Source organism: Paraburkholderia sp. BR13444 (genome assembly GCF_040948755.1).
GTDB classification, from domain to species: Bacteria; Pseudomonadota; Gammaproteobacteria; order Burkholderiales; family Burkholderiaceae; genus Paraburkholderia; species Paraburkholderia youngii.
In genome coordinates this window covers 483,221-508,592 of the sequence record NZ_JBFPKM010000002.1, presented here as the reverse complement: position 1 = coordinate 508,592, position 25,372 = coordinate 483,221, and the positions used below count along the sequence as shown (strand labels likewise).

21 protein-coding genes, 1 other RNA gene and 1 pseudogene are annotated in these 25,372 nt (G+C 63.8%); 14 read left to right on the top strand and 9 right to left on the bottom strand.

The genetic code is table 11. From position 1 onward, the window contains the following. The first annotated feature begins 116 nt into the window (after nucleotides 1–116). Nucleotides 117–1,811 carry an FAD-dependent monooxygenase gene (locus AB3X95_RS06670; RefSeq protein ID WP_184226319.1) on the top strand — a complete coding sequence of 565 codons (1,695 nt, stop codon included), beginning with the start codon at nucleotides 117–119 and terminating at the stop codon, nucleotides 1,809–1,811. Nucleotides 1,812–1,886: 75 nt separating this feature from the next. Here AB3X95_RS06670 and AB3X95_RS06665 read toward each other — a convergent pair whose 3' ends face one another. From AB3X95_RS06665 to AB3X95_RS06650, 4 genes are read right to left on the bottom strand one after another with little or no spacing between them, the layout of a single operon-like run. Further along, on the bottom strand, nucleotides 1,887–2,141 hold the full coding sequence (locus tag AB3X95_RS06665; protein WP_176369260.1) for a formate dehydrogenase subunit delta: 255 nt from the start codon (nucleotides 2,139–2,141) through the stop codon (nucleotides 1,887–1,889). A gap of 8 nt (nucleotides 2,142–2,149) precedes the next feature. Continuing rightward, nucleotides 2,150–5,116, bottom strand: a complete 2,967-nt coding sequence (fdhF, locus tag AB3X95_RS06660) for a formate dehydrogenase subunit alpha (protein WP_368620936.1) — start codon at nucleotides 5,114–5,116, stop codon at nucleotides 2,150–2,152. A 15-nt stretch (nucleotides 5,117–5,131) separates the two neighbouring features. Next, on the bottom strand, nucleotides 5,132–6,706 hold the full coding sequence (locus tag AB3X95_RS06655) for a formate dehydrogenase beta subunit (protein WP_368620935.1): 1,575 nt from the start codon (nucleotides 6,704–6,706) through the stop codon (nucleotides 5,132–5,134). Beyond that, nucleotides 6,703–7,188, bottom strand: a complete 486-nt coding sequence (locus tag AB3X95_RS06650; RefSeq protein WP_176124357.1) for an NAD(P)H-dependent oxidoreductase subunit E — start codon at nucleotides 7,186–7,188, stop codon at nucleotides 6,703–6,705. The genes AB3X95_RS06655 and AB3X95_RS06650 overlap by 4 nt, the downstream gene beginning before the upstream one ends. A gap of 135 nt (nucleotides 7,189–7,323) precedes the next feature. Between AB3X95_RS06650 and AB3X95_RS06645 the strand changes: the two genes are divergently transcribed. Next, nucleotides 7,324–8,403: a substrate-binding domain-containing protein gene (locus tag AB3X95_RS06645; RefSeq protein WP_176124356.1), complete on the top strand. Its 1,080-nt coding sequence runs from the start codon at nucleotides 7,324–7,326 to the stop codon at nucleotides 8,401–8,403. Between the two features lie 130 nt (nucleotides 8,404–8,533). Then, nucleotides 8,534–8,800 (top strand): hypothetical protein, encoded by a 267-nt coding sequence (locus AB3X95_RS06640; protein ID WP_176369263.1) that lies wholly within the window; start codon nucleotides 8,534–8,536, stop codon nucleotides 8,798–8,800. Between the two features lie 111 nt (nucleotides 8,801–8,911). Here the strand turns inward: AB3X95_RS06640 and AB3X95_RS06635 are convergent. The 5 genes and pseudogenes from AB3X95_RS06635 to ompA all read right to left on the bottom strand — a co-directional run. Then, a pseudogene (locus tag AB3X95_RS06635) lies at nucleotides 8,912–9,118 on the bottom strand (hypothetical protein); the annotation flags it as partial. Between the two features lie 85 nt (nucleotides 9,119–9,203). Further along, nucleotides 9,204–9,573, bottom strand: a transfer-messenger RNA (tmRNA) gene (gene ssrA / locus AB3X95_RS06630). Nucleotides 9,574–9,660: 87 nt separating this feature from the next. Beyond that, a complete protein-coding gene (gene gph / locus AB3X95_RS06625; RefSeq protein ID WP_368620934.1) occupies nucleotides 9,661–10,374 on the bottom strand; it encodes a phosphoglycolate phosphatase in 714 nt (237 codons plus the stop codon). A 41-nt stretch (nucleotides 10,375–10,415) separates the two neighbouring features. Beyond that, a complete protein-coding gene (ubiG, locus tag AB3X95_RS06620) occupies nucleotides 10,416–11,114 on the bottom strand; it encodes a bifunctional 2-polyprenyl-6-hydroxyphenol methylase/3-demethylubiquinol 3-O-methyltransferase UbiG (protein ID WP_184226316.1) in 699 nt (232 codons plus the stop codon). Nucleotides 11,115–11,349: 235 nt separating this feature from the next. Further along, nucleotides 11,350–11,997, bottom strand: a complete 648-nt coding sequence (gene ompA / locus AB3X95_RS06615) for an outer membrane protein OmpA (RefSeq protein WP_026228725.1) — start codon at nucleotides 11,995–11,997, stop codon at nucleotides 11,350–11,352. A gap of 476 nt (nucleotides 11,998–12,473) precedes the next feature. Between ompA and gyrA the strand changes: the two genes are divergently transcribed. From gyrA to AB3X95_RS06560, 11 genes are all read left to right on the top strand, one after another. Next, nucleotides 12,474–15,101, top strand: a complete 2,628-nt coding sequence (gene gyrA / locus AB3X95_RS06610; RefSeq protein ID WP_176124350.1) for a DNA gyrase subunit A — start codon at nucleotides 12,474–12,476, stop codon at nucleotides 15,099–15,101. Nucleotides 15,102–15,225: 124 nt separating this feature from the next. Then, complete coding sequence (locus AB3X95_RS06605; RefSeq protein WP_176105377.1) at nucleotides 15,226–15,831, top strand: DUF2059 domain-containing protein; 606 nt, start codon at nucleotides 15,226–15,228, stop codon at nucleotides 15,829–15,831. A 206-nt stretch (nucleotides 15,832–16,037) separates the two neighbouring features. Next, nucleotides 16,038–17,120, top strand: a complete 1,083-nt coding sequence (gene serC, locus AB3X95_RS06600) for a 3-phosphoserine/phosphohydroxythreonine transaminase (RefSeq protein WP_368620933.1) — start codon at nucleotides 16,038–16,040, stop codon at nucleotides 17,118–17,120. Nucleotides 17,121–17,183: 63 nt separating this feature from the next. Beyond that, complete coding sequence (pheA, locus tag AB3X95_RS06595; RefSeq protein ID WP_368620932.1) at nucleotides 17,184–18,263, top strand: prephenate dehydratase; 1,080 nt, start codon at nucleotides 17,184–17,186, stop codon at nucleotides 18,261–18,263. An 81-nt stretch (nucleotides 18,264–18,344) separates the two neighbouring features. Next, a complete protein-coding gene (gene hisC / locus AB3X95_RS06590; protein WP_176124348.1) occupies nucleotides 18,345–19,466 on the top strand; it encodes a histidinol-phosphate transaminase in 1,122 nt (373 codons plus the stop codon). Between the two features lie 61 nt (nucleotides 19,467–19,527). Then, nucleotides 19,528–20,469: a prephenate dehydrogenase gene (locus tag AB3X95_RS06585; RefSeq protein WP_368620931.1), complete on the top strand. Its 942-nt coding sequence runs from the start codon at nucleotides 19,528–19,530 to the stop codon at nucleotides 20,467–20,469. 18 nt (nucleotides 20,470–20,487) lie between these two features. Continuing rightward, nucleotides 20,488–21,792 (top strand): 3-phosphoshikimate 1-carboxyvinyltransferase, encoded by a 1,305-nt coding sequence (gene aroA, locus AB3X95_RS06580; protein ID WP_176369268.1) that lies wholly within the window; start codon nucleotides 20,488–20,490, stop codon nucleotides 21,790–21,792. A 47-nt stretch (nucleotides 21,793–21,839) separates the two neighbouring features. Then, the gene (gene cmk / locus AB3X95_RS06575) at nucleotides 21,840–22,526 is read left to right on the top strand and encodes a (d)CMP kinase (protein WP_368620930.1); all 687 of its coding nucleotides are present in this window, start codon (nucleotides 21,840–21,842) and stop codon (nucleotides 22,524–22,526) included. A 162-nt stretch (nucleotides 22,527–22,688) separates the two neighbouring features. Next, nucleotides 22,689–24,422, top strand: coding sequence for a 30S ribosomal protein S1 (rpsA, locus tag AB3X95_RS06570; RefSeq protein WP_008921410.1), 1,734 nt, complete (start codon nucleotides 22,689–22,691; stop codon nucleotides 24,420–24,422). A gap of 21 nt (nucleotides 24,423–24,443) precedes the next feature. Beyond that, entirely contained in the window at nucleotides 24,444–24,767 is a 324-nt protein-coding gene (locus tag AB3X95_RS06565; protein WP_006050255.1) for an integration host factor subunit beta, read from the top strand. 299 nt (nucleotides 24,768–25,066) lie between these two features. Then, nucleotides 25,067–25,360: a lipopolysaccharide assembly LapA domain-containing protein gene (locus tag AB3X95_RS06560; RefSeq protein ID WP_184226313.1), complete on the top strand. Its 294-nt coding sequence runs from the start codon at nucleotides 25,067–25,069 to the stop codon at nucleotides 25,358–25,360. The last annotated feature ends 12 nt before the right edge of the window (nucleotides 25,361–25,372 follow it).

Genomic DNA, 25,372 nt, shown 5'->3' with positions numbered 1-25,372 from the left:
GGCTCGCAGGCGCCTCTGCAGCGCCGCGGCGTCCCTTCTGCGCGATTGATGCAGCGCACCGGTGTGCGCGAGAGCGGCGGCGTACACTGAACGCATTGTTGCCTCCGGAGTTCCGCATGGACGCTGCCGCCTACGACGCGTCGCCGGTGCTGATCGTCGGGGCCGGTCCCACTGGACTTGCCGCAGCGATGAGTCTCGCGCGTGCTCACATCCCCGTGCGTCTGATCGACAAGGCGCCGCAGCCGAACCCTTACTCGCGCGCGATCGGCATTCAGGCACGCACGCTCGAGCTGCTCGAGCAGCATCGGCTGATCGAGCCGTTTCTCGAACTCGGCCATCGCGCGCGCGTCGCGAATCTGTTTTCGAACGGCATGCGGCTTGCGCAGCTCGATTTCGACCCGCTGCACACGCGCTATCCCTATCTGCTGTTTCTCGACCAGTCGGTGACCGAACGGCTTCTCACCGAGCATCTGGCGACGCTCGGCGTGAAGGTCGAGCGCGGCGTCGAACTGATGGCGTTCATGCAAGGCTCCGCGAGCATTCAGGCGACCCTGCGCCGCGCGGACGGCCGTACGGAAGGCATGCGCCCGTCATACATGATCGCCGCCGACGGCGCGCATAGCTCGATTCGCCATCGCCTCGGCCTGAACTTCGAGGGCAAGACCTTCGAGCAGACCTTCCTGCTCGCCGACCTGCACGCGGAAACCGACTGGCCCGACGACGAGTTCCATATCTTCGCGTCGGGCGACGGTCTCGTCGCGCTGTTTCCGATGGGCCACGGCCGTCATCGACTGATCGCCGATCATGCGGTCGAGCCGTCCGGCAGCGCCACCCCGCCCGCCACCCCCGCAGTGCCGTCGCTCGAACAATGCAAGGCGCTGATTGCGCGACGCGTGCGCGAGCGCGTCGACGTGTCCGATCTCGCGTGGTCGGCGTATTTCCACGTGAATAGCCGGATGGTCGATCGGCTGCGCGTGGGCCGCATCTTCCTCGCCGGCGATGCCGCGCACGTGCACAGCCCCGCGGGCGCGCAGGGCATGAACACCGGCATCCAGGAAGCGCTCAATCTCGGCTGGAAGCTCGCGCGTGTGATCGGCGGCGCGGCGCCGGATCGCCTGCTCGACACGTACCACGCCGAACGGCATCCGATCGAGCGCGACGTGCTGCGGCAGACCGGCTTTATCACGCAGATGGCCGAGGCCGATCACGGCCCGCTGAAGCTGCTGCGCGAGCGCGTGATGCCGGTGCTGGCCGCACTCGGGCCGCTGCGCGATGCCGCGCGCGCGACGATCAGCGAGCTGGCGATCCAGTACCGGCGCAGTCCGCTGACGCTCGAACGCGTGCTCGACGGCGGCCCGCGCGCGGGCGAGCGCGCGCCCGATGCGCTAGTGCATGTCGTCGACGGTCCGCTCGGGCGCGCGCCCGGCGTCGGCTGCATTTTCGATCTGCACGATCCGGCGTTCTTCTCGCTGTTTCTGCTGGTGCCGCCGCTGCCCGTCGATGGCACGCCGCTCGATCCGGCCGCGAAGCATGCGGCGCCGCCGGACCCGGAGGTGGAAAAGCTCGCCGCCGAGGTCGAGCGGCTGCTGCCGAACGCGGTGCGGATCTGGCGCGTTACCGATACGAGCGGCGACGGCGGGCCGGCGCTGTCCGAATCGTATGGGCGTACGCGGCCGTCGTTTTATCTGGTGCGGCCCGACGGCTATATCAGCGCGCGCGGACGCACCGGCTCGGACCTGCACGGTCTAGTACGGCACTGCGAGGCGTGGTTTGCGGTGGGGGGAGAGATACACGAGCAGGCGACGCTGTGATCAGGGTCGCCTGTTACGCGGCAGCGGATTTCGCCGCCGTGCCACGGTGGTTGAGAAAATGGGCTAAGTCTAAGCCTAGGCCGCCGACGCCTGGGCCGGCGTCAACTTCTCGCGATACCTGACGATCGCCTCGCGCGTGAAGTTCGTTAGCGCGATGCCATAGGTGTCCGGCGCTTCGTCGAGCGTTGCGAGCAGCGCGCGACGCATGCGCGGCTCCCAGAAGCGGCGGATGTGTTCGGCGACGCCGGTCAGCGCTTCCTCGTGGTCGGGCATCGACTCGAAGAAGTCGCCGATCCGGTTCGCCATGTCGATCAGATTCCGATTGTCCATGGCTCGCCTCACTTGCCCGCGGTAACGGCCGCGGCCGAATCGGCCTGCTCGCGCCGTTTCAGCAGATCGAGCTGTTCGCTGCTGAAGCGCGAATAGTCCTTCTGCCATTGCGACGGCTGCTCGACCGGCATCACCTGCACCGCGGTCACCTTGTATTCGGGGCAGTTGGTCGCCCAGTCGGAGCTGTCGGTCGTGATCACGTTCGCGCCCGATTCGGGGAAGTGGAACGTCGTATAGACGACGCCCGGCTGCATGCGCTCCGTCACTTTCGCGCGCAACACGGTCTGCCCCGCGCGCGATTCGATGCCGACCCAGTCGCCGGTCTTGATACCGCGTTCCTCCGCATCGTCCGGATGCAGTTCGAGCCGGTCTTCGTCATGCCACAGCGAGTTGTCGGTGCGGCGCGTCTGCGCGCCGACGTTGTACTGCGACAGGATGCGGCCGGTCGTCAGCAGCAGCGGATACTTGCGCGTGACCTTCTCCGGCGAGGCGATGAACTTCGTGATCACGAACCTGCCCTTGCCGCGCACGAAAGTACCGACGTGCATCGTCGGCGTGCCGTCGGGCGCGTCCTCGTTGCATGGCCACTGGATGCTGCCCAGTTCGTCGATCTTCTGGAACGACACGCCGTGGAAGGTCGGCGTGAGCCGTGCGATTTCGTCCATGATCTCGGACGGATGGGTGTAGTCCATCTCGTAGCCGAGCGCGCGCGACAGCAGCTGCGTGACTTCCCAGTCCGCGTACCCGCCGAGCGGCGGCATCACCTTGCGCACGCGCGAGATGCGGCGCTCGGCATTGGTGAACGTGCCGTCCTTTTCGAGGAACGACGAGCCGGGCAGCAGCACGTGGGCGTACTTGGCGGTCTCGTTCAGGAAGATGTCCTGCACGACGATGCATTCCATCGACGACAGCGCCGCCGCCACGTGATGCGTGTTCGGGTCCGACTGCACGATGTCCTCGCCCTGGCAGTACAGGCCCTTGAAGCTGCCGTGCAGCGCAGCGTCGAACATGTTCGGAATGCGCAGGCCCGGTTCCGGGTGCAGCGTGACGTTCCAGGCGTTTTCGAACTGCGTGCGCACGAGCGGATCGCCGATGTGCCGATAGCCGGGCAGCTCGTGCGGGAACGAGCCCATGTCGCACGAGCCCTGCACGTTGTTCTGGCCGCGCAGCGGATTCACGCCGACACCTTCGCGGCCGATGTTGCCGGTCGCCATCGCGAGGTTCGCGATGCCGATCACCATCGTCGAGCCTTGCGCGTGTTCGGTGACACCGAGGCCGTAGTAGATCGCGGCGTTGCCGGCGCTCGCGTAGATGCGCGCGGCTTCGCGCACCTGTTGCGCGGGCACGCCGGTTGCCGCTTCGGTCGCTTCCGGCGAGTTCTCCGGCAGCGCGACGAAATCGCGCCACTGCTCGAACGCGCGCGTTTCGCAGCGCTCGGCGATGAACGCTTCGTCGAGCAGGCCTTCGGTGACGATCACATGCGCGAGCGCATTGATGATCGCGACGTTGGTGCCGGGCCGCAATTGCAGATGATGCGACGCCTTCACGTGCGGCGTATCGACGATATCGATGCGGCGCGGATCGACCACGATCAGCTTCGCACCCTCGCGCACGCGGCGCTTCAGGCGCGAGGCGAACACCGGGTGGCCGTCGGTGGGATTCGCACCGATCACCATGATGACGTCGGCCTTATCGACCGAGGCGAACGTCTGGGTGCCCGCCGATTCGCCGATCGTCGTCTTCAGGCCGTAGCCGGTCGGCGAATGGCAGACTCGCGCGCAGGTGTCGACGTTGTTATTGCCGAACGCGGCGCGCACGAGCTTCTGCACGAGGTACGTTTCTTCGTTCGTGCAGCGCGACGACGTGATGCCGCCGATCGAATCGCGCCCATGCTTCGCCTGGATGCGACGGAATTCCGATGCCGCGTACGAGATCGCTTCGTCCCAGCTGACTTCGCGCCAAGGGTCGGTGATCTTCGCGCGGATCATCGGCCTGGTGATGCGGTCCTTGTGCGTCGCGTAGCCCCACGCGAAGCGGCCCTTCACGCATGCATGGCCTTCGTTGGCCTGGCCGTTCTTGTGCGGCACCATCCGCACGACTTGATTGCCCTTCATCTCGGCCTTGAACGAGCAGCCGACGCCGCAATATGCGCAAGTGGTGACGACCGAGTGCTCGGGCTGGCCGAGCATCACGACGGTCTTTTCCTGCAAGGTCGCGGTCGGGCACGCGGCCACGCACGCGCCGCACGACACGCACTCCGATTCCATGAACGGCTGGTTCTCGCTCGCCGCGACGCGCGATTCGAAACCGCGTCCGGTGATCGTCAGCGCGAACGTGCCCTGGGTTTCCTCGCACGCGCGCACGCACCGATTGCAGACGATGCACTTCGACGGGTCGTACGTGAAGTACGGATTCGATTCGTCCTTCCTGTCCTTCAGGTGATTCTCGCCGTCGAAGCCGTAGCGCACTTCGCGCAAGCCCGTCACGCCGGCCATGTCCTGCAGTTCGCAGTCGCCGTTGGCGGGGCAGGTCAGGCAATCGAGCGGATGATCGGAGATGTACAGCTCCATCACGTTGCGACGCAGCGTCTGCAGACGGTCGGTCTGCGTGCGCACCTTCATGCCGGCTTCGACCGGCGTCGTGCATGAGGCGGGATAACCGCGCCGTCCTTCGATTTCGACCAGACACAGACGGCATGAGCCGAACGGTTCGAGCGAATCGGTCGCGCACAGCTTCGGCACGTTGACGCCGGCTTCGGCCGCCGCGCGCATCACCGACGTGCCGGCGGGCACGGTCACCGCCTGGCCGTCGATCTCGAGCGTCACGTCGATGTCCGAGTGACGGGCGGGGGTGCCGTAGTCGGTGTCGTCGAAGAATGGGTTGGCGGCGCGTGCCTGCGCTTGCGACTTGCAAGCGCAGTTGCCTGAGCCGCAGCCGCCCCCCATGGGGACGGGAGAGTTGAACTGGTCGGACATGGTGAACTCCTGGTGTCAGGCCGCGGCCGCTTTGCTGGCGTGGTCGGCAGTGGGATCGGCGGCGAGACCGAAGTCTTCAGGGAAATGATCGAGCGCGGACAGCACCGGGAACGGCGTCATGCCGCCCATCGCGCACAGCGAACCGGACACCATCGTGTCGCACAGATCGCGCAGCAGTTGCACCTGACGCGTCGAGGTATCGCCATTACGAATCCGCGCGATCACTTCGACGCCGCGCGTCGAGCCGATCCGGCACGGTGTGCATTTGCCGCACGATTCGAGCGCGCAGAAGTGCATCGCGTATTGCGCGAGCTCGGCCAGGTTCGACGTGTCGTCATGCACGACAAGACCGCCATGGCCGATCACCGCGCCGACTGCCGCGTACGCTTCGTAGTCCATCGGGATGTCCCACTGGCTTTCCGGCAAATATGTGCCGAGCGGACCGCCGACCTGCACTGCGCGCGCCGGTCGGCCACTCGCGGTGCCGCCGCCGAAGTCGTCGAGCAGTTGGCGCAATGTCACGCCGAACGCGAGTTCGACGAGGCCGCCTCGCTTGATGTTGCCGGCCAGTTGGAACGGCAGTGTGCCGCGCGAGCGGCCCATGCCGAAGTCCTTATAGAACGCCGCGCCGCGCGCGAAGATGATCGGCACCGTGGCGAGCGTGATCACGTTGTTGATCACGGTGGGCTGGCCGTAGAGACCGACGAGGGCGGGCACCGGCGGCTTCGCGCGGACGATGCCGCGCTTGCCTTCGAGCGATTCCAGCATCGCGGTTTCTTCGCCGCACACATACGAGCCCGCGCCTTTCGCGACGAACAGCTCGAAGCGCTGCCCGCTCGAGAGCACGCTGTCGCCGAGCCAGCCGGCTGTGCGCGCGCGGGCGATGGCCGCTTCGAGCGTCGCGATCGAGTGCGGGTATTCGCTGCGCACATAGATGTAGCCGACGGTTGCGCCAGTCACGATGCCCGCGATGATCATGCCCTCGATCAGCACGTACGGATCGCTTTCCATCACCAGGCGATCGGAGAAGGTGCCCGAATCGCCTTCGTCGGCATTGCAGACGACGTACTTCTGCGCGGCCTTCGCGCCGCGCACCGTGCGCCACTTGATGCCGGCGGGGAAGGCCGCGCCGCCGCGGCCGCGCAGGCCGGATTGGATCAGCGCTTCGCACGCGGCATCGCCGTCGGTTTGCAGCGCGTTGCGTAGGCCTTCGAGGCCGCCGTGTGAGACGTAGTCGTCGATGGACAGCGGGTCGGTGATGCCGATCCGCGCGAAGGTCAGGCGCTGCTGCTTCTTCAGATACGGAATCTCGTCGACCACGCCGACGCGCCGCGCATGCTCGCCGCCGTCGACGAAGCCCGCGTCGAACAACGCAGCGACGTCTTCCACGTCGACATTTGCATAGCCGATGCGGCCTTCGGGCGTCGCGACTTCGACCAGCGGTTCGAGCCACAGCAACCCGCGCGAACCGTTGCGGATCAGTTCGATCGCCATGCCACGGCGCGCGGCTTCGCTGGCGATGGCTTCGGCCAGCGCATCGGCGCCGAGCGCGAGCGCCGACGAATCTCGCGGAACATAGATGCGCGTCATGCCGTCACCTCCACGCGTTTGCTGGCTGCGGCGAGCAGCGCGTCGAATTTCTGTGGCGTAACGCGTGCGTGCAGCGTGCCGTTGAGCATCATCGCCGGAGACAGCGCGCATTGGCCGAGGCAGTACACCGATTCGAGCTCTACCGTCGCGCCGTCATGGTGACCGGCGTCGAAGCGGCAACCCGTGTGCGCCTCGATGTGCTGGGCGAGCGCCTCGGTGCCCATGCTGCGGCATGCTTCGGCGCGGCACAGCTGTACCGTGACGGGCGCGGCCGGCGTGGTGCGGAAGTGGTGGTAGTAGGTGATGACGCCGTGCACTTCCGCGCGCGACAGGTTCAACGCGCGGGCGAGCGGTCCGACTGCGGCAGGTGGCACAAAGCCCAGTTCGTCCTGGATCGCATGCAGGATCGTCATGAGCGTGCGGCCCGGTTGCGCGTGTCGTTGCACGAGCTGATCCGGCGCCGTGGCGAGAGAATCGTCCAAAGTGGGGGCTCCTCCAAAGCGATATATGCACTTGTTATTCATAATAGGCGCACGTATGCTTCGCTTATTCGATATGGTATAGCCGAAAGATAGGCGGGCTAACCGGCGCGTGCAATAGGAAACGGTCAAACATATATGGTCAGGATCGAATGTCAGGTCGAGCTGGTCGTGAAGGGTGCGGACGGCCGCGAGGCCAGCCTGTCTGACGTGGTGCCGTTACTCGCGCTTGTCGATGAATCTGGCAGCATTGCGCAGGCGGCGGCGCTTAAGGGTTTGTCCTACCGGCACGCGTGGGGTTTGCTGCGCAACATCGAGGAGCGGCTTGGCGGTCCGCTGATAGCGAAAGAGCGGGGGCGCGGCTCGGTTTTGTCCGACCTCGGACACGCGGTGCTGCGTGGGCAGCGGCTCTGCGGTGAGCGGCTCGACGGCAATCTGCAGGCGCTCGCGAGCGAAGTGGCGAGCGATCTGAACCGCTGGCTCGCGCCCCCCACCGATAACGTGCGCATCCACGCGTCGCACGGTTATGCGGTGGCCGCACTCGTGACTGCACTCGTCGCCAACGATCTGCCGGTCGAGATCAAATACCGCGACGGCGCCGACGCGGTCAGCGCGCTCGCGCGCGGCGAGTGCGATCTGGCGGGCTTTCACCTGCCGCTCGGCGAGTTTCGCGCGGTGTGCGCCGATACCTACCGGCGCTGGCTCGATCCGCAACGGCATGTGCTCGTGCATCTGACCCGCCGCAAGCAAGGGCTCTTCATCGGCAAGGGCAATCCCAAGGGAATCGGTGGGCTCGGCGATCTGGCGCGCGACGACATCCGTTTCGTCAACCGCCAGCCCGGCTCGGGTACGCGGATGCTGCTCGATCTTTCGTTGCGACAGATCGGGGTGGACCCGGACCGCGTGAACGGCTATGCGTCGACCGAGCTGACGCACTCCGCGATCGCGGCGTTCGTCGCGAGCGGCATGGCGGACATAGGCTTCGGCGTGCAGCCCGCCGCGCATCATTTCGGGCTCGACTTCATTCCGATCGTCGACGAGGACTATTACTTCGCGTGCGACCGCGCGCACCTGTCACGCGCGCCGCTCGCGACGGTGATCAATCTGTTGCGCGGCAGCGCGTTTCATCATCGTGTCGAGCAGCTCGCCGGCTACGATCCGTGCGACTGCGGCAGGCTCGTCGATCTCGACGAGGGGCTCGGCGGCGCGCTAGCTTAGCGGCGGCGTAAGAGCTCGTAATCAGAAACTCGATGGCGCTCGGCGCGCGCTGCTGCGCGGCAAGCCGGTTTGGGCTACTCTCTTGGCTTCGTATCCGCTCTAACCGCGCCGCAAGCCGCGCCGAACCAACATGAAAGCTCTTTTCCACGCATGCGCCGCCGCTGCCGCGGCTGGTGTGCTCTGTGCCACCGTCTCCGTCGCTTACGCGCAAAACTCGCCTGGCGTGCCGGGGGGCATCCTGAACGATGAATTCCGCCTCAACGAGCATCCGCAGATGCCGTTCGCCGCGTCCGCGCCGTCGGACAAGTATCAGCACGGCAAACGATCGGCAGCGCGCAAGCGCGGTGACATGGGCGATCCGAGCGGCTGCAATCTGCAGTGCCCGAAGGACGACTAAGGAACGGCGCGGGCTTCGCCCGAGCTTCGAGGTTTGACGCAACGCCGGCCCTTGGGCCGGCGTTGTGCTTTGTGGCGGGTGCGATGGTGGCGCAGTTTGCGGACCGGCTGTGTCCTTTAAGCCGTCCCCCTTTGCATCGCCGGCCTGCTTATCGGCCGCGTAGTGGTGCAGCAGATGGCCCTTGTACGCCCATCGCTGCTTGCCGTCCGAGCTCGGAATTAGAGTCCAGTCGCCCGACGGCTTGTCGGTCGGCGCCGCCGTGGCCGCCGGCCAGTTGCTCATGCAGCCGGCGGTGCTACCGGGTCATGTTGTTGGTCGCGGACGGTACCGAAAATGAAAAACCCCGGCAGCGCGAAGCTACCGGGGTTTTTCGGAGCCGTTCATTGCGAACGTGCCAGGTGTTTGGTGGAGGCGGCGGGAATCGAACCCGCGTCCAGAAGTCCTCTACGACCAGTTCTACATGTTTAGTTCTGTCTTTTGATTTAACCGCAGCGACGCGGACGAACACGCTGCGCTACGGCGATTCACTAGATTTTCGACCCGGACGTCGTGACGCCGCCAAGGCTTAACTGACGTATATGACCTCTGTCGGTATTGCTACCGGTCTTGCGACACTAGCCCGTCAGTGAACTAGGCAGAGGACGGCGGCCCTTAGGCTGCCAGTGCGAACGTATCGTCGTTTGCAGTTACGTTTTTCCCATTGATTAACGAGGTGACGGGTCCTCGACATGCCCTAGCCGCTTCGCAACCCCTGTCGAAACCAGGTCGCCCCCGCGGTTCGTTGCTCACATATATGAGCCAAAAGAGATTTTACAATAGATCGACGGCACGCGTCGCCCGCATTGGCTGGCCGGACTTGGTCAGACAATGTCGCGCAGCAGCGTCTGCAACTCGGCCGTCGATTCCACCACGTGTTGCGCGTGCCACCGTGACGGCGGAATGTCATTGCCGCAATAGCCGTACGCGGCGGCGACGGTTTTCATGCCGGCAGCAAAACCGGCCTGCACGTCGCGCAGATCGTCGCCGATATAAACGACGCGCTCCGGCGCGATGTCCAGCTCACGCGCCGCGTGCAGCAGCGGCGCGGGGTGCGGCTTCGAATGTGGGGTCGTGTCGCCGCTCACCACGCAGCCGGCGCGCTCCTCGAGCCCGAGTTGCGCGACGAGCGGTTCGGTGAGCCGCGCGACCTTGTTCGTGACGATGCCCCAGCGCACGCCGCGCGCGTCGAGTTCATCGAGCACTTCCGCGATGCCAGGAAAGAGTGTCGTCTCGATGCACAGGTCCGCTTCGTAGTTCGCGAGAAACTCCTCGCGCATCGATGCGAATTCGTGATGATCGGGCCCGATGCCGAACGCGCCGCAGATCAGTCCGCGCGCTCCGGCCGAGGCGAGCGGGCGCAGCTTCTCGAGCGGCACCATCTCGAGTCCCCGGTCGTGGCGCATTTTATTGACGGCTGCCGCGAGGTCGGGCGCCGTGTCGGCAAGCGTGCCGTCGAGGTCGAAAAGCACGGCGAGGCAAAAGCCGAGCGTGTCGTCGTTGTCGTCGCGTTGCGGCAGGGGAGTCGGGTCGCTCATTGTTCGTTTCGGATACGGCGGATCGGGGCGGTTCTGGCAGGTCAGGCGTCGCGGCGACAGGCGAGCATGTAGTTGACGCTCGTGTCGGACGACAGCGCGAAATGCTTGCTGAGCGGGTTGTACACGATGCCCTTGATGTCGGCCGTGCGCAGATCGGCGGCGCGCACGAAGCCGGCGAGTTCGGACGGGCGGATGAAGCGCGCGTAGTCGTGCGTGCCCTTCGGCAGCATTCGCGCGATGTATTCGGCGCCGATCACCGCGAACAGATACGACTTCACGTTGCGGTTCAGTGTGGAGAAAAACACCCAGCCGCCTGGCTTCACGAGAGTCTTGCAGGCCTCGACGATCGCGGCCGGCTTGGGCACGTGCTCGAGCATTTCCATGCAGGTGACCACGTCATAGGTGCCCGGTTCGCGCGCGGCCAGCGCCTCGGCCGCGATTTCTTCGTAATCGACAGTTACACCGCTTTCAAGGCTGTGAAGATCGGCGACGCCGAGTGCCTGCGTCGACAGGTCGATGCCCTTAACATGCGCGCCCAAGCCTGCCATCGATTCCGACAGGATGCCGCCGCCGCAACCGATATCGAGCACCTTTTTGCCGGCGAGATGCGCGTGCGCGTCGATCCAGCGCAGGCGAATCGGATTCAGTTCGTGCAGTGGTTTGAATTCGGCGTTCGGGTCCCACCAACGATGCGCGAGGTCGCTGAATTTCTGTAGTTCGTGGGGATCGGCGTTGGTCATGGCGAAGGCTGCCTCGATGAAAGCGGTGAGCGGACGCTCGAGGATAAACTCTGAGTATATAGGGCAAGAGAAAGAGCGGCAAAAGCGCGCCAGCGAGCGGCTGCCAATCCGAGCTGCGAGCCGCTCGTAGCGGAACGGGGTGTACCTCCGCCGCGCATCACGCCACGTCGCGGCACCCGCACATAAAAAAAGCCCCGCCGGAGCGGGGCTTTCGATACTGCGGTAATTTTCCAGCTTACTGCTTCGGCGTACCGACAACTTCGACTTCCACGCGGCGGTCCGGTGCGAGGCAGGCGATGAGTTGCTTGCGGTTCTTCTGGTTGCAACCGGTGGTAACCGGGTTGCGGCGGCCCTTGCCTTCCGTGTAGATACGGTTGGCTTCGACGCCCTTGCTGACCAGGAAGGCCTTCACAGCTTGAGCACGACGCAGCGACAGACGGTCGTTGTAAGCGTCCGAACCGATGCGGTCGGTGTGGCCCGTAGCAACGACGACTTCGAGGTTGATGCCTTGGATCTTCGATGCCAGTTCGCTCAGACGTTCCTTGCCAGCCGGCTTCAGGATTGCCTTGTCGAAGTCGAACAGCGCATCAGCTTGATACGTAATCTTTTCGCTGGAGATTGCCGGAGCCGGAGCGACCGGTGCCGGCGGGGTCGGAGCCTGAGCAACCAGAGCGCCGTCGCACTTGGCGTTAGCCGTTGCGGGCGTCCAGAATGCATCGCGCCAGCAAAGCTCGTTCGTGCCGTTCATCCACACGTATTCGCCAGTACCATTCACCCAGTTGTCGTTGGTAGCTTGTCGCGACGCCGGCACCGACTGCGCCATGGCGGATGCAGCCATAACTGCGGTAGCTGCAATGAACGCGAGCTTTGAAAGTTTATTCATATTTCTCCTCTCGAAATTGAGATTACCGCAGGTTTACTGCGAGCCTGTTGACGGATGACCAGTCATACATTGCTCGAAGTATAACATTGGTGCGGAACAAAAACCGGCTGTATAGACTTCGAGCAGTGTCTGACTCTTTGTGCGTTGGCATTTTGCCATATCGTTCCCTTCCGACGAAAAAAAAATCTGCCCCCATTCAAATCCCCCTCCAAATGTGGTGCATGCGCAACAAATGTTTTCGTCTGAGCGGTCCGCCGGCTCTGGCTGAGCGGGGAATTGGCCCTACGCAGGAATCGAGCCTGGTGAGTCTTAAATTGTGCGATCGGCGAGGTGTTGGCGGGTGCCCCTCTAATATGTATACGTACCTGCGTCGGGCGCGGATGCGTGGCATGTTAGAATCGCGTGATGCGTTGCGCCTGCAATGCTTACGCGAAGTTGCGGCGAACCCCCGCCTTCGCACGTAAAAGATACGGATAATGGATCAATTCGCCAAAGAGACTCTGCCAATCTCCCTTGAGGAGGAAATGCGCCGTTCGTATCTCGATTACGCGATGAGCGTGATCGTAGGGCGAGCGCTTCCCGATGTCCGCGATGGCCTGAAGCCGGTGCACCGGCGCGTGCTGTACGCGATGCATGAGCTGAACAACGACTGGAACCGCGCCTACAAGAAGTCGGCGCGTATCGTCGGCGACGTCATCGGTAAATACCATCCGCACGGCGACACTGCTGTCTACGACACGATCGTACGGATGGCGCAGGACTTCTCGCTGCGCTACATGCTCGTCGACGGTCAGGGGAACTTCGGTTCGGTCGACGGCGACAACGCCGCGGCGATGCGTTACACCGAAATCCGCATGGCGAAGATCGGCCACGAGCTGCTGGCCGACATCGACAAGGAAACGGTCGACTTCGTGCCGAACTACGACGGCAGCGAGAATGAACCGGCCATCCTGCCCGCGCGCATCCCTAATCTGCTGATCAATGGCTCGTCCGGCATCGCGGTCGGCATGGCGACCAACATCCCGCCGCACAACCTCAACGAAGTCGTCGACGCGTGTCAGCATCTGCTGAAAAACCCGGAAGCGACGATCGACGAACTGATCGAGATCATCCCCGCACCCGACTTCCCGACCGCCGGCATCATTTACGGCGTGGCCGGCGTGCGCGACGGCTATCGGACCGGTCGCGGCCGCGTTGTGATGCGCGCGCTGACGCACTTCGAGGAAATCGACCGCGGCCAGCGCATGGCAATCATCGTCGACGAATTGCCATATCAGGTGAACAAGCGCTCGCTGCTCGAGCGTATCGCCGAGCTCGTCAACGAGAAGAAGCTCGAAGGCATCTCCGACATCCGCGACGAATCCGACAAGAGCGGCATGCGTGTCGTGATCGAGCTCAAGCGCGGCGAAGTGCCCGAGGTCGTGCTGAACAATCTGTACAAGGCGACCCAGCTTCAGGACACGTTCGGCATGAACATGGTCGCGCTCGTCGACGGCCAGCCGAAGCTCCTGAATCTGAAGGAAATGCTGACGTGCTTCCTGTCGCATCGCCGGGAAGTGCTGACGCGGCGCACCGTCTACGAGCTGCGCAAGGCGCGCGAACGTGGCCATGTGCTCGAAGGCCTGGCGGTTGCGCTCGCGAACATCGACGAATTCATCGCGCTCATCAAGGCCGCGCCGACGCCGCCTATCGCCAAGCAGGAACTGATGTCGCGCTCGTGGGATTCGTCGCTCGTGCGCGAAATGCTGTCGCGCGCCGAGACGGATAACGCGTCGGCGGGCGGTCGCGAAGCATATCGTCCGGAGGGGTTGAACCCGTCGTTCGGCATGCAGGCCGATGGCCTCTACCGTTTGTCCGATACCCAGGCGCAGGAAATCCTGCAGATGCGTCTGCAGCGCCTGACCGGTCTCGAGCAGGACAAGATCATTGGCGAATACCGCGATGTGATGGCGCAGATCGCTGACCTGCTGGACATTCTGGCTCGCCCGGAACGCATTTCGGCGATCATCGTCGACGAACTCTCTTCGATCAAGGCCGAATTCGGCGATGCGCGTCGCTCGAAGATCGAGTTGAACGCGACCGAACTGAACACCGAAGACCTGATCACGCCGCAGGAAATGGTCGTGACGATGTCGCACGCGGGCTACGTGAAATCGCAGCCGCTGTCCGAATATCGGGCCCAGAAGCGCGGTGGTCGTGGCAAGCAGGCTACTTCCATGAAGGAAGACGACTGGATCGACACGCTGTTCATCGCCAATACGCACGACCACATTCTGTGCTTCTCGAATCGCGGCCGGGTGTACTGGGTCAAGGTCTACGAGGTGCCGCAGGGCTCGCGCAATTCGCGCGGCCGGCCGATCGTCAATATGTTCCCGCTGCAGGAAGGCGAAAAGATCACGGTCGTGCTGCCGGTCAAGGAGTTCTCGGCCGACAAGTTCGTGTTCATGGCAACCGCGTTAGGAACGGTAAAGAAGACCCCGCTCGAGGCATTCAGCCGGCCGCTGCGCAAGGGTATTATTGCGGTCGGTCTCGATGAGGGTGATTACCTGATCGGCGCCGCGATCACCGATGGCCAGCACGACGTGATGCTGTTCTCTGATTCGGGCAAGGCAGTGCGCTTTGACGAAAACGACGTGCGTCCGATGGGCCGCGAGGCGCGCGGCGTGCGCGGCATGCAGCTCGAAGACGGCCAGAACGTGATCGCGTTGCTGGTGGCCGGCGACGAGCAACAGTCGGTGCTTACCGCAACCGAGAACGGCTTCGGCAAACGCACCCCGATCACCGAGTACACGCGTCACGGCCGCGGCACGAAGGGCATGATCGCAATCCAGACGTCGGAGCGCAATGGCAGGGTCGTTGCCGCGACGCTCGTGGATTCGGAAGCGCAGATCATGCTGATTACCACGACGGGCGTGCTGATTCGCACGCGCGTGTCGGAAATTCGCGAAATGGGACGCGCAACGCAAGGTGTTACACTCATCAGCCTTGACGAAGGGACCAAGCTGTCCGGTCTGCAACAGGTAGCTGAGGCCGAGGGCGAGTCGGAAAACGATTCCGACGGCTCCGCTGAAGGTGATAACGGCGGTGAGGGCGGCGCGGCTTGATCCGTGCCAGCGGCTTTCAGTCTCAGTTAATACGTTGAAGCTACGCTGCGGGTCAACGCGTATCAGGCCGGTACGCTTTCCCGTGCGGCGTGCGGTTCAAGTTAATTTCTCTTAGGGAGTAATGATGCAAAAACGATTCAAACAACTGATGTTGCTGGCTGCCATCGTGCCGACCTTCGCCATGGCTCAAGCGCTGCAGAACCAGGCGCCCGCAGCTCCGGCTGCCGCAGCAGCACCGGTTGATCCGGCCAAGCAAGCTGCCATCAAGGACCTGCTCGACGCCATCGACGCGCAGAAGCTGGTTGGCGCAATCGGCAATAGCGCGCAGATGCAGGCCAAGCAGCTCGTGCCGGCAATCCTGTCGGACGCGCTGACCGAGAACAAGACGATGACGGACAAGCAGAAGCAGGCCGCCGTGCCGACGCTGCAGAAGAACGCGGTGCCGAAGCTGGTGGACGCGGCAGGCCAGGTCTTCGCAACCGACGGCTTCCGTCAGGACGCGATGCAAGCTCAGTACGATGCGTACGCAAAGTACTACAGCGTGTCGGAAATCAAGGACCTGACCACGTTCTACAAGAGCCCGACCGGACGCAAGTTCATCCAGGTGCAAGACCAGGTTGGCCGCGACGTCGTGAACGGTCTGATGCAGAAGTACATGCCGGAATCGATCAAGGCAACGCGTGACCAGGCCGACAAGGAAGTCGCATCGGTCAAGCCGGCTGCCAAGTAAATTCCGCTCGCAGGCCGCGCTAATTAGCCGGCCTGTCGCCGCGCCCATTGGGCCACCCGGCGTGGCGGGTTGGCGGCGACAATGCGATAATGGCCGTTTGCGCACTGGCGCAGACGGCCATTTTCTTTTTCGGCGAGCCATTTCGCAGTTCTTTTCGCCGATTCCCGCGCGACTTCGTTATTTCACGCCCGCTTCCAGGACCTCACATGCGCGTTTTTAATTTCTCCGCCGGCCCGGCGGCCATGCCCGTAGAAGTGCTGCGCCAGGCAGCCGACGAGATGCTGAACTGGCAAGGTAGTGGTATGAGCGTGATGGAAATGAGCCATCGCGGCAAGGAATTCATGTCGATCCACGAAGCAGCGCTGACCGATCTGCGCGAGTTGCTGCAGGTGCCGGCAAGTCACCGCATCCTTTTCCTGCAGGGCGGCGGGCTCGGCGAGAACGCGATCGTGCCGATGAACCTGCTCGGCTCGAAACCGCGGGCGGATTTCGTCGTGACCGGCTCGTGGTCGCAGAAATCGTTCAAGGAAGCGGAAAAATACGGCAGCGTGCATCTTGCCGCGACCGGCAAGACGGCCGAGGGCTACACGCGCGCGCCGGCGCGTGCGGAATGGCAACTGTCGGACGATCCGGCTTACGTGCATTTGTGCACGAACGAGACCATTCACGGCGTCGAAACCTTCGAGATTCCCGACCTCGGCGATATTCCGCTCGTGGCGGACGCGTCGTCGCACATCCTTTCGCGCCCGATGGACATCGCCAAATACGGCGTGCTGTTCGGCGGTGCGCAGAAGAATATCGGCATGGCGGGCGTGACGGTCGTGATCGTGCGTGAGGACATGCTCGATCGCGCAATGCCGATTTGCCCATCGGCGTTCGAATGGAAGACCGTCGCCGAGAACAACTCGATGTACAACACGCCGCCCACCTATGCGATCTATATTGCCGGGCTCGTGTTCAAGTGGTTGAAGAACCAGGGCGGCCTCCAGGCGATGGAGGCGCGCAACCTCGAAAAATCGCAGCTGCTGTACGACACGATCGACTCGAGCAGCTTCTATCTGAACAAGGTCGAACGTGGCTCCCGCTCGCGGATGAACGTACCGTTCTTCCTCGCCGACGAGTCGCGCAACGAAGATTTCCTGTCCGGCGCGAAAGCGCGGGGATTGGTGCAGCTAAAGGGCCACAAGTCCGTCGGCGGCATGCGGGCGTCGATTTATAACGCCGTCCCGCTCGAAGGCGTCAAAGCGCTTGTCGAATACATGAAGGAATTCGAACAGCGCAGTGCCTGAGTCACACTGACCGGCAGGCGTGCGCATCTTTTCCAGCAGTTACCCGGCAGAGCCGTTTTACGCATGGACGACGAACTCAATACACGACTCAAACCTCTGCGCGATCGCATCGACGCGCTCGACGCGCAGTTGATCGCGCTCCTGAACCAGCGCGCGTCGGTCGCGCTCGAAGTGGGCGAGGTCAAGAAGCATTTCAACGCGCCGGTGTTCCGGCCCGAGCGCGAGCTGCAGGTGATCGCGCGCCTGCAGGAAATGAACGCGGGGCCGCTCGCGGACGAACACATCAGCGCGATCTGGCGCGAGATCATGGCCGCGAGCCGCGCGCTAGAAAAGAGCATCAAGGCCGCGTATCTCGGGCCGGTCGGCACCTATAGCGAACAGGCGATGCATGAGTACTTCGGTCAGTCGATCGAAGGGCTGCCGTGCCCCTCGATCGATGAAGTATTCCGCTCGGTCGAGGCGGGCGCCGCCGACTACGGCGTCGTGCCGGTCGAGAACTCGACCGAAGGCGCGGTGTCGCGCACGCTGGATCTGCTGCTGCAAACCCAGCTGACCATCGGCGGCGAACTCGCATTGCCGATCCATCACAACCTGCTCACGCAAAACGGGCTCGCTGGCGTCACGCGCGTATGCGCGCATGCGCAGGCGCTCGCGCAGTGCCAACGCTGGCTGTCGACCAATGCGCCGCATCTCGAGCGCCAGGCGGTGTCGAGTAATGCCGAAGCTGCACGGATGGCGGCCGAAGATCCGACCGTTGCGGCCATCGCCGGCGATCGCGCCGCGATCCACTACGGCCTGCAGGTCACCAACGCGCTGATCCAGGATGATCCGCACAACCGCACGCGCTTCGTAATGATCGGCAAGGAGCCGACCGGTCCGAGCGGCTACGACCAGACCTCGCTGATCGTGTCGGTCGCGAACGAACCGGGCGCGATGGTCAAGCTGCTCGAGCCGCTCGCGCGCCACGGCGTGTCGATGACGCGATTCGAATCGCGTCCGGCGCGCGTTGGCACGTGGGAGTACTACTTCTATATCGATGTCGAAGGCCATCGCGACGATCCGGCTGTGGCTGCCGCGCTCGCCGGTCTCGGCGAGAAGGCCGCGTTCCTGAAAATACTCGGCTCATATCCGCGCGCCCGCTAAAGGCTGGCAGCGCAGTCCGGGCGGCGCCGCGTGCGCTGCCCGAACGCAGATTTCACTATCCATCGTCGTTCGGAGATTTTCATGACAGCGTCTTTCGGCCCTTCCTATGTGCGCGCGATCGCGCCGTACATCGCCGGCAAGCCGATTTCGGAAGTGGCCCGCGAGTTCGGTCTCGACGAGGCGAGCATCGTGAAGCTCGCATCGAACGAGAATCCGCTCGGCATGCCGGAATCCGCGCAGCACGCGATGGCGCAGGCGATCGCAGATCTCGGCCGTTATCCGGACTCGAACGGTTTCGAGCTGAAGGCGGCGCTCGCCGCGCGCTACGGCGTGCCGGCTGAGTGGATCACCCTCGGTAACGGCAGCAACGACATCCTCGAACTCGCCGCGCACGCGTTCGTCGAGAAGGGCCAGGCGGTCGTGTTCTCGCAGTATTCGTTCGCGGTCTATGCGCTCGCGACGCAAGGCGTCGGCGCGCGCGCCATCGTCGTGCCGGCGGTGCGCTATGGTCACGACCTCGACGCGATGCTCGCCGCAATCGACGACCACACGCGTCTCGTGTTCGTCGCGAATCCGAACAATCCGACCGGCACGTTCGTCGACGGCCCGAGGCTCGAGGCTTTTCTCGACAAGGTGCCGCGCCACGTGGTCGTCGTGCTCGACGAGGCGTACACCGAGTATCTGTCGGCGGACAAGCGCTACGACTCGATTGATTGGGTGCGCCGCTATGCGAACCTGTTGGTTTCGCGTACGTTCTCGAAGGCGTTCGGGCTTGCGGGCTTGCGCATCGGCTTCGCGATCGCGCAGCCCGGGTTGACCGATTTGCTGAATCGACTGCGTCAACCGTTTAACGTAAATACGCTCGCGCAAGCCGCGGCGATTGCGGCGCTGAACGACAGCGCGTTCCTGCAGAAAAGCGCGGCGCTGAACGCGCAGGGCTATACGCTTCTGACGGAGGCGTTCGACAAGCTCGGCCTCGAATACGTGCCGTCCGAAGGCAACTTCGTGCTCGTGCGCGTTGGCAGCGACGACAAAGCCGGCGCCCGGGTGAACCTCGCGCTACTGAAGCAGGCCGTGATCGTGCGACCGGTCGACAACTACGGCTTGCCGCAGTGGCTGCGCATCACGATCGGCTTGCCGGAGGAAAACGAAGCGTTCCTCGCGGCGCTCGAAAAGACGCTTGCCGAGCCTGACGCAGCGTAAGCCTTGATCCTTGACCCCGCGCGTCGACCGCCAGGAGTGGCGCGCTTAATGTCCGTATTGTGTGAGCGACGTGGCCGCGTTTTCCTTTAACAAGCTGGTGATTTTCGGTGTCGGCCTGATCGGCGGATCGCTCGCGCGCGCGTTGCGTGAACGCGGCGAGGCTGGCGGGGCGCGCACGGTGGTTGGGCTCGGACGGACCTCCGCGTCGAGCGAACGGGCGTTGGCGCTTGGTGTGATCGACGGTGCCGCGGCGCTCACCGACGACGCCGCGCTGCGCGACGCGCTCGCGGGCGCGGACTTCGTGCTGCTCGCGGCGCCGGTCGCGCAGACCCAGCCGTTGCTCGAGCGCATCGCGCCCCATCTCGACGCCAACACGATCGTCACCGATGCGGGCAGCACCAAATCTGACGTGGTCGCCGCCGCCCGCGCGGCGCTCGGCGCCCGGATCGGCCAGTTCGTGCCGGGCCATCCGATCGCCGGTCGCGAGTCGAGCGGGGTCGATGCCGCGTTGCCCGATCTGTACGTGAACCGCAACGTCGTGCTGTGCCCGCTGCCGGAGAATACGCCGGACGCGGTCGAGCGCGTCGCGGCGATGTGGCGCGCCACCGGCGCATTGGTGCGGGAGATGACGCCGCAGCAGCACGACCGCGTGTTCGCGTCGGTCAGTCATCTGCCGCATGTGCTGTCGTTCGCGCTCGTCGAGCAGATCCTCAATTCGCCCGACGCTGCGTTGAAGTTCTCGTTCGCGGCGGGCGGTTTTCGCGACTTCACGCGCATCGCCGCGTCGAGTCCGGAGATGTGGCGCGACGTCTGTGTCGCCAATCGCGTGGCGCTGCTCGACGAACTCGACGCGTACACCGCGGTACTCGCGCGCCTGCGCACGGCGATCGAAGCTGGCGACGGCGCCGCGCTCGAAGCAGTATTCGCGCGCTCGCGCGTCGCACGCAGTCAGTGGCAGGAGCAGCGCGCGGCTGGCGTGGCCAGCGGCGACGCGTCGAAATAACCGGAAACTGGACACATCATGGAATTCCTCGATCTCGGACCTTTTTCCCGTGCGTCCGGCACGGTTCGTCTGCCCGGCTCGAAGAGCATCTCGAACCGCGTGCTGCTGCTCGCCGCGCTCGCTGAAGGCGAGACGACGATCACGAACCTGCTCGACTCCGACGACACCCGCGTGATGCTCGACGCGCTCGAAAAGCTCGGCGTACGTTTGAAGCGCGACGGCGACACCTGCGTCGTGACCGGCACGCGCGGCGCGTTCACCGCGCGCACGGCCGACCTGTTCCTCGGCAATGCGGGCACGGCGGTGCGCCCGCTGACCGCGGCGCTCGCCGTGAACGGCGGCGACTACCGGATTCACGGCGTGCCGCGCATGCATGAACGGCCGATCGGCGATCTCGTCGACGGCCTGCGCCAGATCGGCGCGAAGATCGACTACGAGCAGAACGAAGGCTATCCGCCGCTGCGCATCCGTCCCGCCCAGATAACGGCCGACGCGCCGATCCGCGTACGCGGCGACGTGTCGAGCCAGTTCCTGACCTCGCTGCTGATGACGCTGCCGCTGTTGCGCACCGCGAGCGGCGTCACCACCGTGCAGGTCGACGGCGAGCTGATCTCGAAGCCGTACATCGAGATCACGATCAAGCTGATGGCGCGCTTCGGGATCGAGGTCGAGCGCCACGGCTGGCACCAGTTCGTGGTGCCGGCCGGGAAGCGGTATCAGTCGCCGGGCACGATCATGGTGGAAGGGGATGCGTCGTCGGCGTCGTATTTTCTCGCCGCGGGCGCACTCGGCGGCGGGCCCCTCAGAGTCGAAGGCGTGGGCCGCGCGAGCATCCAGGGCGACGTCGGATTTGCCGATGCACTGATCAAGATGGGCGCGAACCTGCAGATGGGCGACGACTGGATTGAAGTGCGTGGCGTCGGCAACGACCACGGCAAGCTCGATCCGATCGACATGGACTTCAACCTGATCCCCGATGCCGCGATGACGATCGCGGTCGCCGCGCTGTTCGCGGACGGCACGAGCACGCTGCGCAACATCGCGAGCTGGCGCGTGAAGGAAACCGACCGCATCGCCGCAATGGCGACCGAGCTGCGCAAAGTCGGTGCGAAGGTGCAGGAAGGCGAAGATTTCCTCGTCGTCACGCCACCCGAAAAGCTGTTCCCGAATGCCGCGATCGACACCTACGACGACCACCGCATGGCGATGTGCTTCTCGCTCGTGAGTTTGGGCGGCGTGCCGATCCGCATCAACGACCCGAAGTGCGTCGGCAAGACGTTCCCCGATTATTTCGAGCGCTTTACGGCGCTCACACAACCCTGATGCAACCCGGATTCGCGTGCGAATCGCCCGATGTGCGACATTTTTAGATGAAACCGACCCGCCCCTTTCACCAGACGCCCGTCATTACGATCGACGGCCCTAGCGCCTCCGGCAAAGGCACTGTGGCCGCGATGGTGGCCGCCAACCTCGGCTTTCACCTGCTCGACAGCGGCGCGCTGTATCGGCTCGCGGCGCTCGCGAGCCTGCGCTATGACATTGCGGCGGACGACGTCGACGCACTTGTCAAACTGATCGATGACCTCCATATCACGTTTCGCGAGGGGCTCGCGCAGCTTGACGGGGTCGATGTATCGACCGAAATCCGCGCCGAGGAAGTAGGCAGCCGCGCTTCGGCGATCGCCGTGCACGCACCGGTGCGAACCGCGCTGGTGGCGCGCCAGCGGGCGTTTCGCAAGGAACCGGGACTGGTCGCCGACGGCCGCGACATGGGCACCGTGATCTTCCAGGACGCCGCGCTGAAGGTGTTCATGACCGCGAGCGTCGAGGCCCGCGCGATGCGCCGGCATAAGCAATTGATCCAAAAAGGATTTTCTGCTAATATAGATGACTTGCTCCGGGATTTGCGTGAGCGTGACGAGCGTGACAGTCAGCGCGCGGCCGCGCCGCTCAAGCCCGCGGCGGATGCAAAGCTGCTTGATACCTCCGCATTGTCGGTCGACCAGGCGGTCGAGCAGGTGGTGCAATGGTATGAAGCGCTGGTCCCGCATGCGTGATTGAAAACGGTCGCGCAGAAGTGGCCAGCAGCGGCAGTCCCGTTGTTGGTAGGTGCTTCGCAATGGTCGCGAAGCGTTGTTTTTAACCCTTTAACCCCGCGTGGCGTTCGCGTATTTGCCGCAGTTGCTGACCGGTCCGGTGAGCCAGGCGTTGCGAAGACCATGCAAACTCTGATTTTTATGTCCGACCTGCAAACCTCTACCCCGAATACCGAATCTTTTGCGGCTCTGTTCGAAGAGTCGCTGACCAAGCAGGACATGCGCGCTGGCGAAGTGATTTCCGCCGAAGTCGTGCGTGTCGACCACAACTTCGTGGTCGTGAACGCTGGTCTGAAGTCCGAAGCCTACATCCCGCTCGAAGAGTTCCTGAACGACGCGGGCGAGGTAGAAGTGCAGGCGGGCGACTTCGTTTCCGTCGCGATCGACGCGCTGGAAAACGGCTATGGCGACACCATCCTGTCGCGTGACAAGGCGAAGCGTCTGGCTTCGTGGCTGTCGCTGGAAAAGGCGCTGGACAACAATGAACTCGTGACCGGCACGATCACGGGCAAGGTCAAGGGCGGTATGACCGTGATGGTCAACGGCATCCGCGCGTTCCTGCCGGGTTCGCTGGTTGATACGCGTCCGGTCAAGGACACGACCCCGTACGAAGGCAAGACCCTCGAATTCCGCGTCATCAAGCTCGACCGCAAGCGTAACAACGTCGTGCTGTCGCGCCGCGCTGTCATCGAGGCAACGCAAGGCGAGGAGCGCGCGAAGCTGCTCGAAACGCTGAAGGAAGGCGCGATCGTCGAAGGCGTGGTCAAGAACATCACTGACTACGGCGCGTTCGTGGACCTCGGCGGCATCGACGGCCTGCTGCACATTACCGACATCGCATGGCGTCGCGTGCGTCACCCGAGCGAAGTTCTGTCGGTTGGCCAGGAAGTCACCGCGAAGATCCTCAAGTTCGACCAGGAAAAGAACCGCGTTTCGCTCGGTATCAAGCAACTGGGCGACGATCCGTGGGAAGGCATCTCGCGCCGTTACCCGTCGGGCACGCGTCTGTTCGGTAAGGTCACCAACATCACCGACTACGGCGCATTCGTCGAAGTGGAATCGGGCATCGAAGGCCTCGTCCACGTGTCGGAAATGGACTGGACCAACAAGAACGTTGCTCCGTCGAAGGTTGTCCAGCTGGGCGACGAAGTCGAAGTGATGGTTCTCGAAATCGACGAAGACCGCCGTCGTATCAGCCTCGGCATGAAGCAGTGCAAGCCGAACCCGTGGGACGACTTCAGCCGCAACTTCAAGAAGGGCGACAAGATCAGCGGCGCCATTAAGTCGATCACCGACTTTGGCGTGTTCATCGGTCTGCCGGGCGGCATCGACGGTCTGGTTCACCTGTCGGATCTGTCGTGGAGCGAAACCGGCGAGGAAGCCGTTCGCAAGTACAAGAAGGGCGACGAAGTGGAAGCGATCGTTCTCGGCATCGACGTCGAGAAGGAACGTATTTCGCTGGGTATCAAGCAGCTCGAAGGTGACCCGTTCAGCAACTACGTTGCAATGAACGACAAGGGTTCGGTCGTCGACGGTACCGTCAAGTCGGTCGACGCGAAGGGTGCCGTGGTCCAGCTGTCGGGCGAAGTCGAAGGCTACCTGCGTGCTTCGGAAATCGCCCAAGACCGCGTGGAAGACGCTCGCAATGTGCTGAAGGAAGGCGACAAGGTCAACGCGATGATCATCAACATCGATCGCAAGTCGCGCGGCATCAACCTGTCGATCAAGGCGAAGGACTCGGCTGAGCAGCAGGAAGCCATCCGCGGTCTCGCTGCTTCGGATTCGAGCGCAGCCGCTACCGGCACGACGAACCTCGGCGCGCTGCTGAAGGCCAAGCTCGACGGCCAGAACCAGTAAGCCTGAGAGGTCTGCTGCAGTATGACCAAATCGGAATTGGTCGCCCAGCTGGCTACGCGATTTCCGCAACTGGTTCTCAAGGATGCGGATTTCGCGGTGAAGACGATGCTTGATGCGATGTCGGAGGCGCTTGCCAAAGGTCATCGCATCGAAATTCGTGGCTTCGGCAGCTTCGGCCTCAACCGCCGTCCCTCCCGCGTCGGACGCAATCCGAAGTCGGGCGAGAAGGTGCTGGTACCCGAGAAGTACGTACCGCACTTCAAGCCGGGCAAGGAATTGCGCGAGCGGGTGGATCGTCGCGCGGGCGAGCCGCTGAAGGCCGAGGAGCCGGATGACGACCTTTAATGACTCCGCTGTGTGTGTGTTGCAGCGTGGCATAGCTAGCGTCAGCGGCCAAAGCCAGTCGGCAAAAGACCAGGAAAAGCGCCTTCGGGCGCTTTTTTTTCGTCCATCATTTGAGAAGTCGCGCCTTCCGCTGCGGCCTTTGCATTTCGCGAATGGCCCGTAAGTCCGGCATCCCGCCACTTGCTGCCCAGCCGCGAGGGCATCCATTACAATACGGGTCACTTCGGCGCGGGCAACACCGTGGCGCGACGCGTCATCAAGCCGGCGTCATCCCGCAACTGCCGTGAAGAGATCTATTCATGAAATTTATCGTCTGGCTGATCCGTGTGCTGGTGTTCGTGCTGCTGCTCGTGCTCGCGCTCTCCAACACGCAACCCGCTACGCTGAATTTCCTTGCCGGCTACGTCTGGTCGGCGCCTCTGATTCTGATCGGCCTCGCGTTTTTCGTGATCGGCTTGCTCGCCGGGCTCGTGTCGGCGATGCCGGCCGTCGTGCGCCTGCGCATGGAGAATGGCCGGCTTAGGCGCGAGTTGCGCGTGGCGCGCGAGACTCCCGCCGTGGTAGAGCAGCCGCCGATGCCGCCGCTGATGTGAGCTGTCTTGCGC

Coding starts and splice junctions, on each gene's coding strand:
- AB3X95_RS06645 (WP_176124356.1), top strand. CDS start 7,324: ATGGTCAGGATCGAATGTCAGGTCGAGCTGGTCGTGAAGGGTGCGGAC.
- AB3X95_RS06560 (WP_184226313.1), top strand. CDS start 25,067: ATGAAATTTATCGTCTGGCTGATCCGTGTGCTGGTGTTCGTGCTGCTG.
- hisC (WP_176124348.1), top strand. CDS start 18,345: ATGACAGCGTCTTTCGGCCCTTCCTATGTGCGCGCGATCGCGCCGTAC.
- AB3X95_RS06605 (WP_176105377.1), top strand. CDS start 15,226: ATGCAAAAACGATTCAAACAACTGATGTTGCTGGCTGCCATCGTGCCG.
- AB3X95_RS06640 (WP_176369263.1), top strand. CDS start 8,534: ATGAAAGCTCTTTTCCACGCATGCGCCGCCGCTGCCGCGGCTGGTGTG.
- gyrA (WP_176124350.1), top strand. CDS start 12,474: ATGGATCAATTCGCCAAAGAGACTCTGCCAATCTCCCTTGAGGAGGAA.
- ompA (WP_026228725.1), bottom strand. CDS start 11,997: ATGAATAAACTTTCAAAGCTCGCGTTCATTGCAGCTACCGCAGTTATG.
- serC (WP_368620933.1), top strand. CDS start 16,038: ATGCGCGTTTTTAATTTCTCCGCCGGCCCGGCGGCCATGCCCGTAGAA.
- ubiG (WP_184226316.1), bottom strand. CDS start 11,114: ATGACCAACGCCGATCCCCACGAACTACAGAAATTCAGCGACCTCGCG.
- AB3X95_RS06565 (WP_006050255.1), top strand. CDS start 24,444: ATGACCAAATCGGAATTGGTCGCCCAGCTGGCTACGCGATTTCCGCAA.
- aroA (WP_176369268.1), top strand. CDS start 20,488: ATGGAATTCCTCGATCTCGGACCTTTTTCCCGTGCGTCCGGCACGGTT.
- pheA (WP_368620932.1), top strand. CDS start 17,184: ATGGACGACGAACTCAATACACGACTCAAACCTCTGCGCGATCGCATC.
- AB3X95_RS06655 (WP_368620935.1), bottom strand. CDS start 6,706: ATGACGCGCATCTATGTTCCGCGAGATTCGTCGGCGCTCGCGCTCGGC.
- AB3X95_RS06670 (WP_184226319.1), top strand. CDS start 117: ATGGACGCTGCCGCCTACGACGCGTCGCCGGTGCTGATCGTCGGGGCC.
- gph (WP_368620934.1), bottom strand. CDS start 10,374: ATGAGCGACCCGACTCCCCTGCCGCAACGCGACGACAACGACGACACG.
- AB3X95_RS06665 (WP_176369260.1), bottom strand. CDS start 2,141: ATGGACAATCGGAATCTGATCGACATGGCGAACCGGATCGGCGACTTC.
- rpsA (WP_008921410.1), top strand. CDS start 22,689: ATGCAAACTCTGATTTTTATGTCCGACCTGCAAACCTCTACCCCGAAT.
- fdhF (WP_368620936.1), bottom strand. CDS start 5,116: ATGTCCGACCAGTTCAACTCTCCCGTCCCCATGGGGGGCGGCTGCGGC.
- cmk (WP_368620930.1), top strand. CDS start 21,840: ATGAAACCGACCCGCCCCTTTCACCAGACGCCCGTCATTACGATCGAC.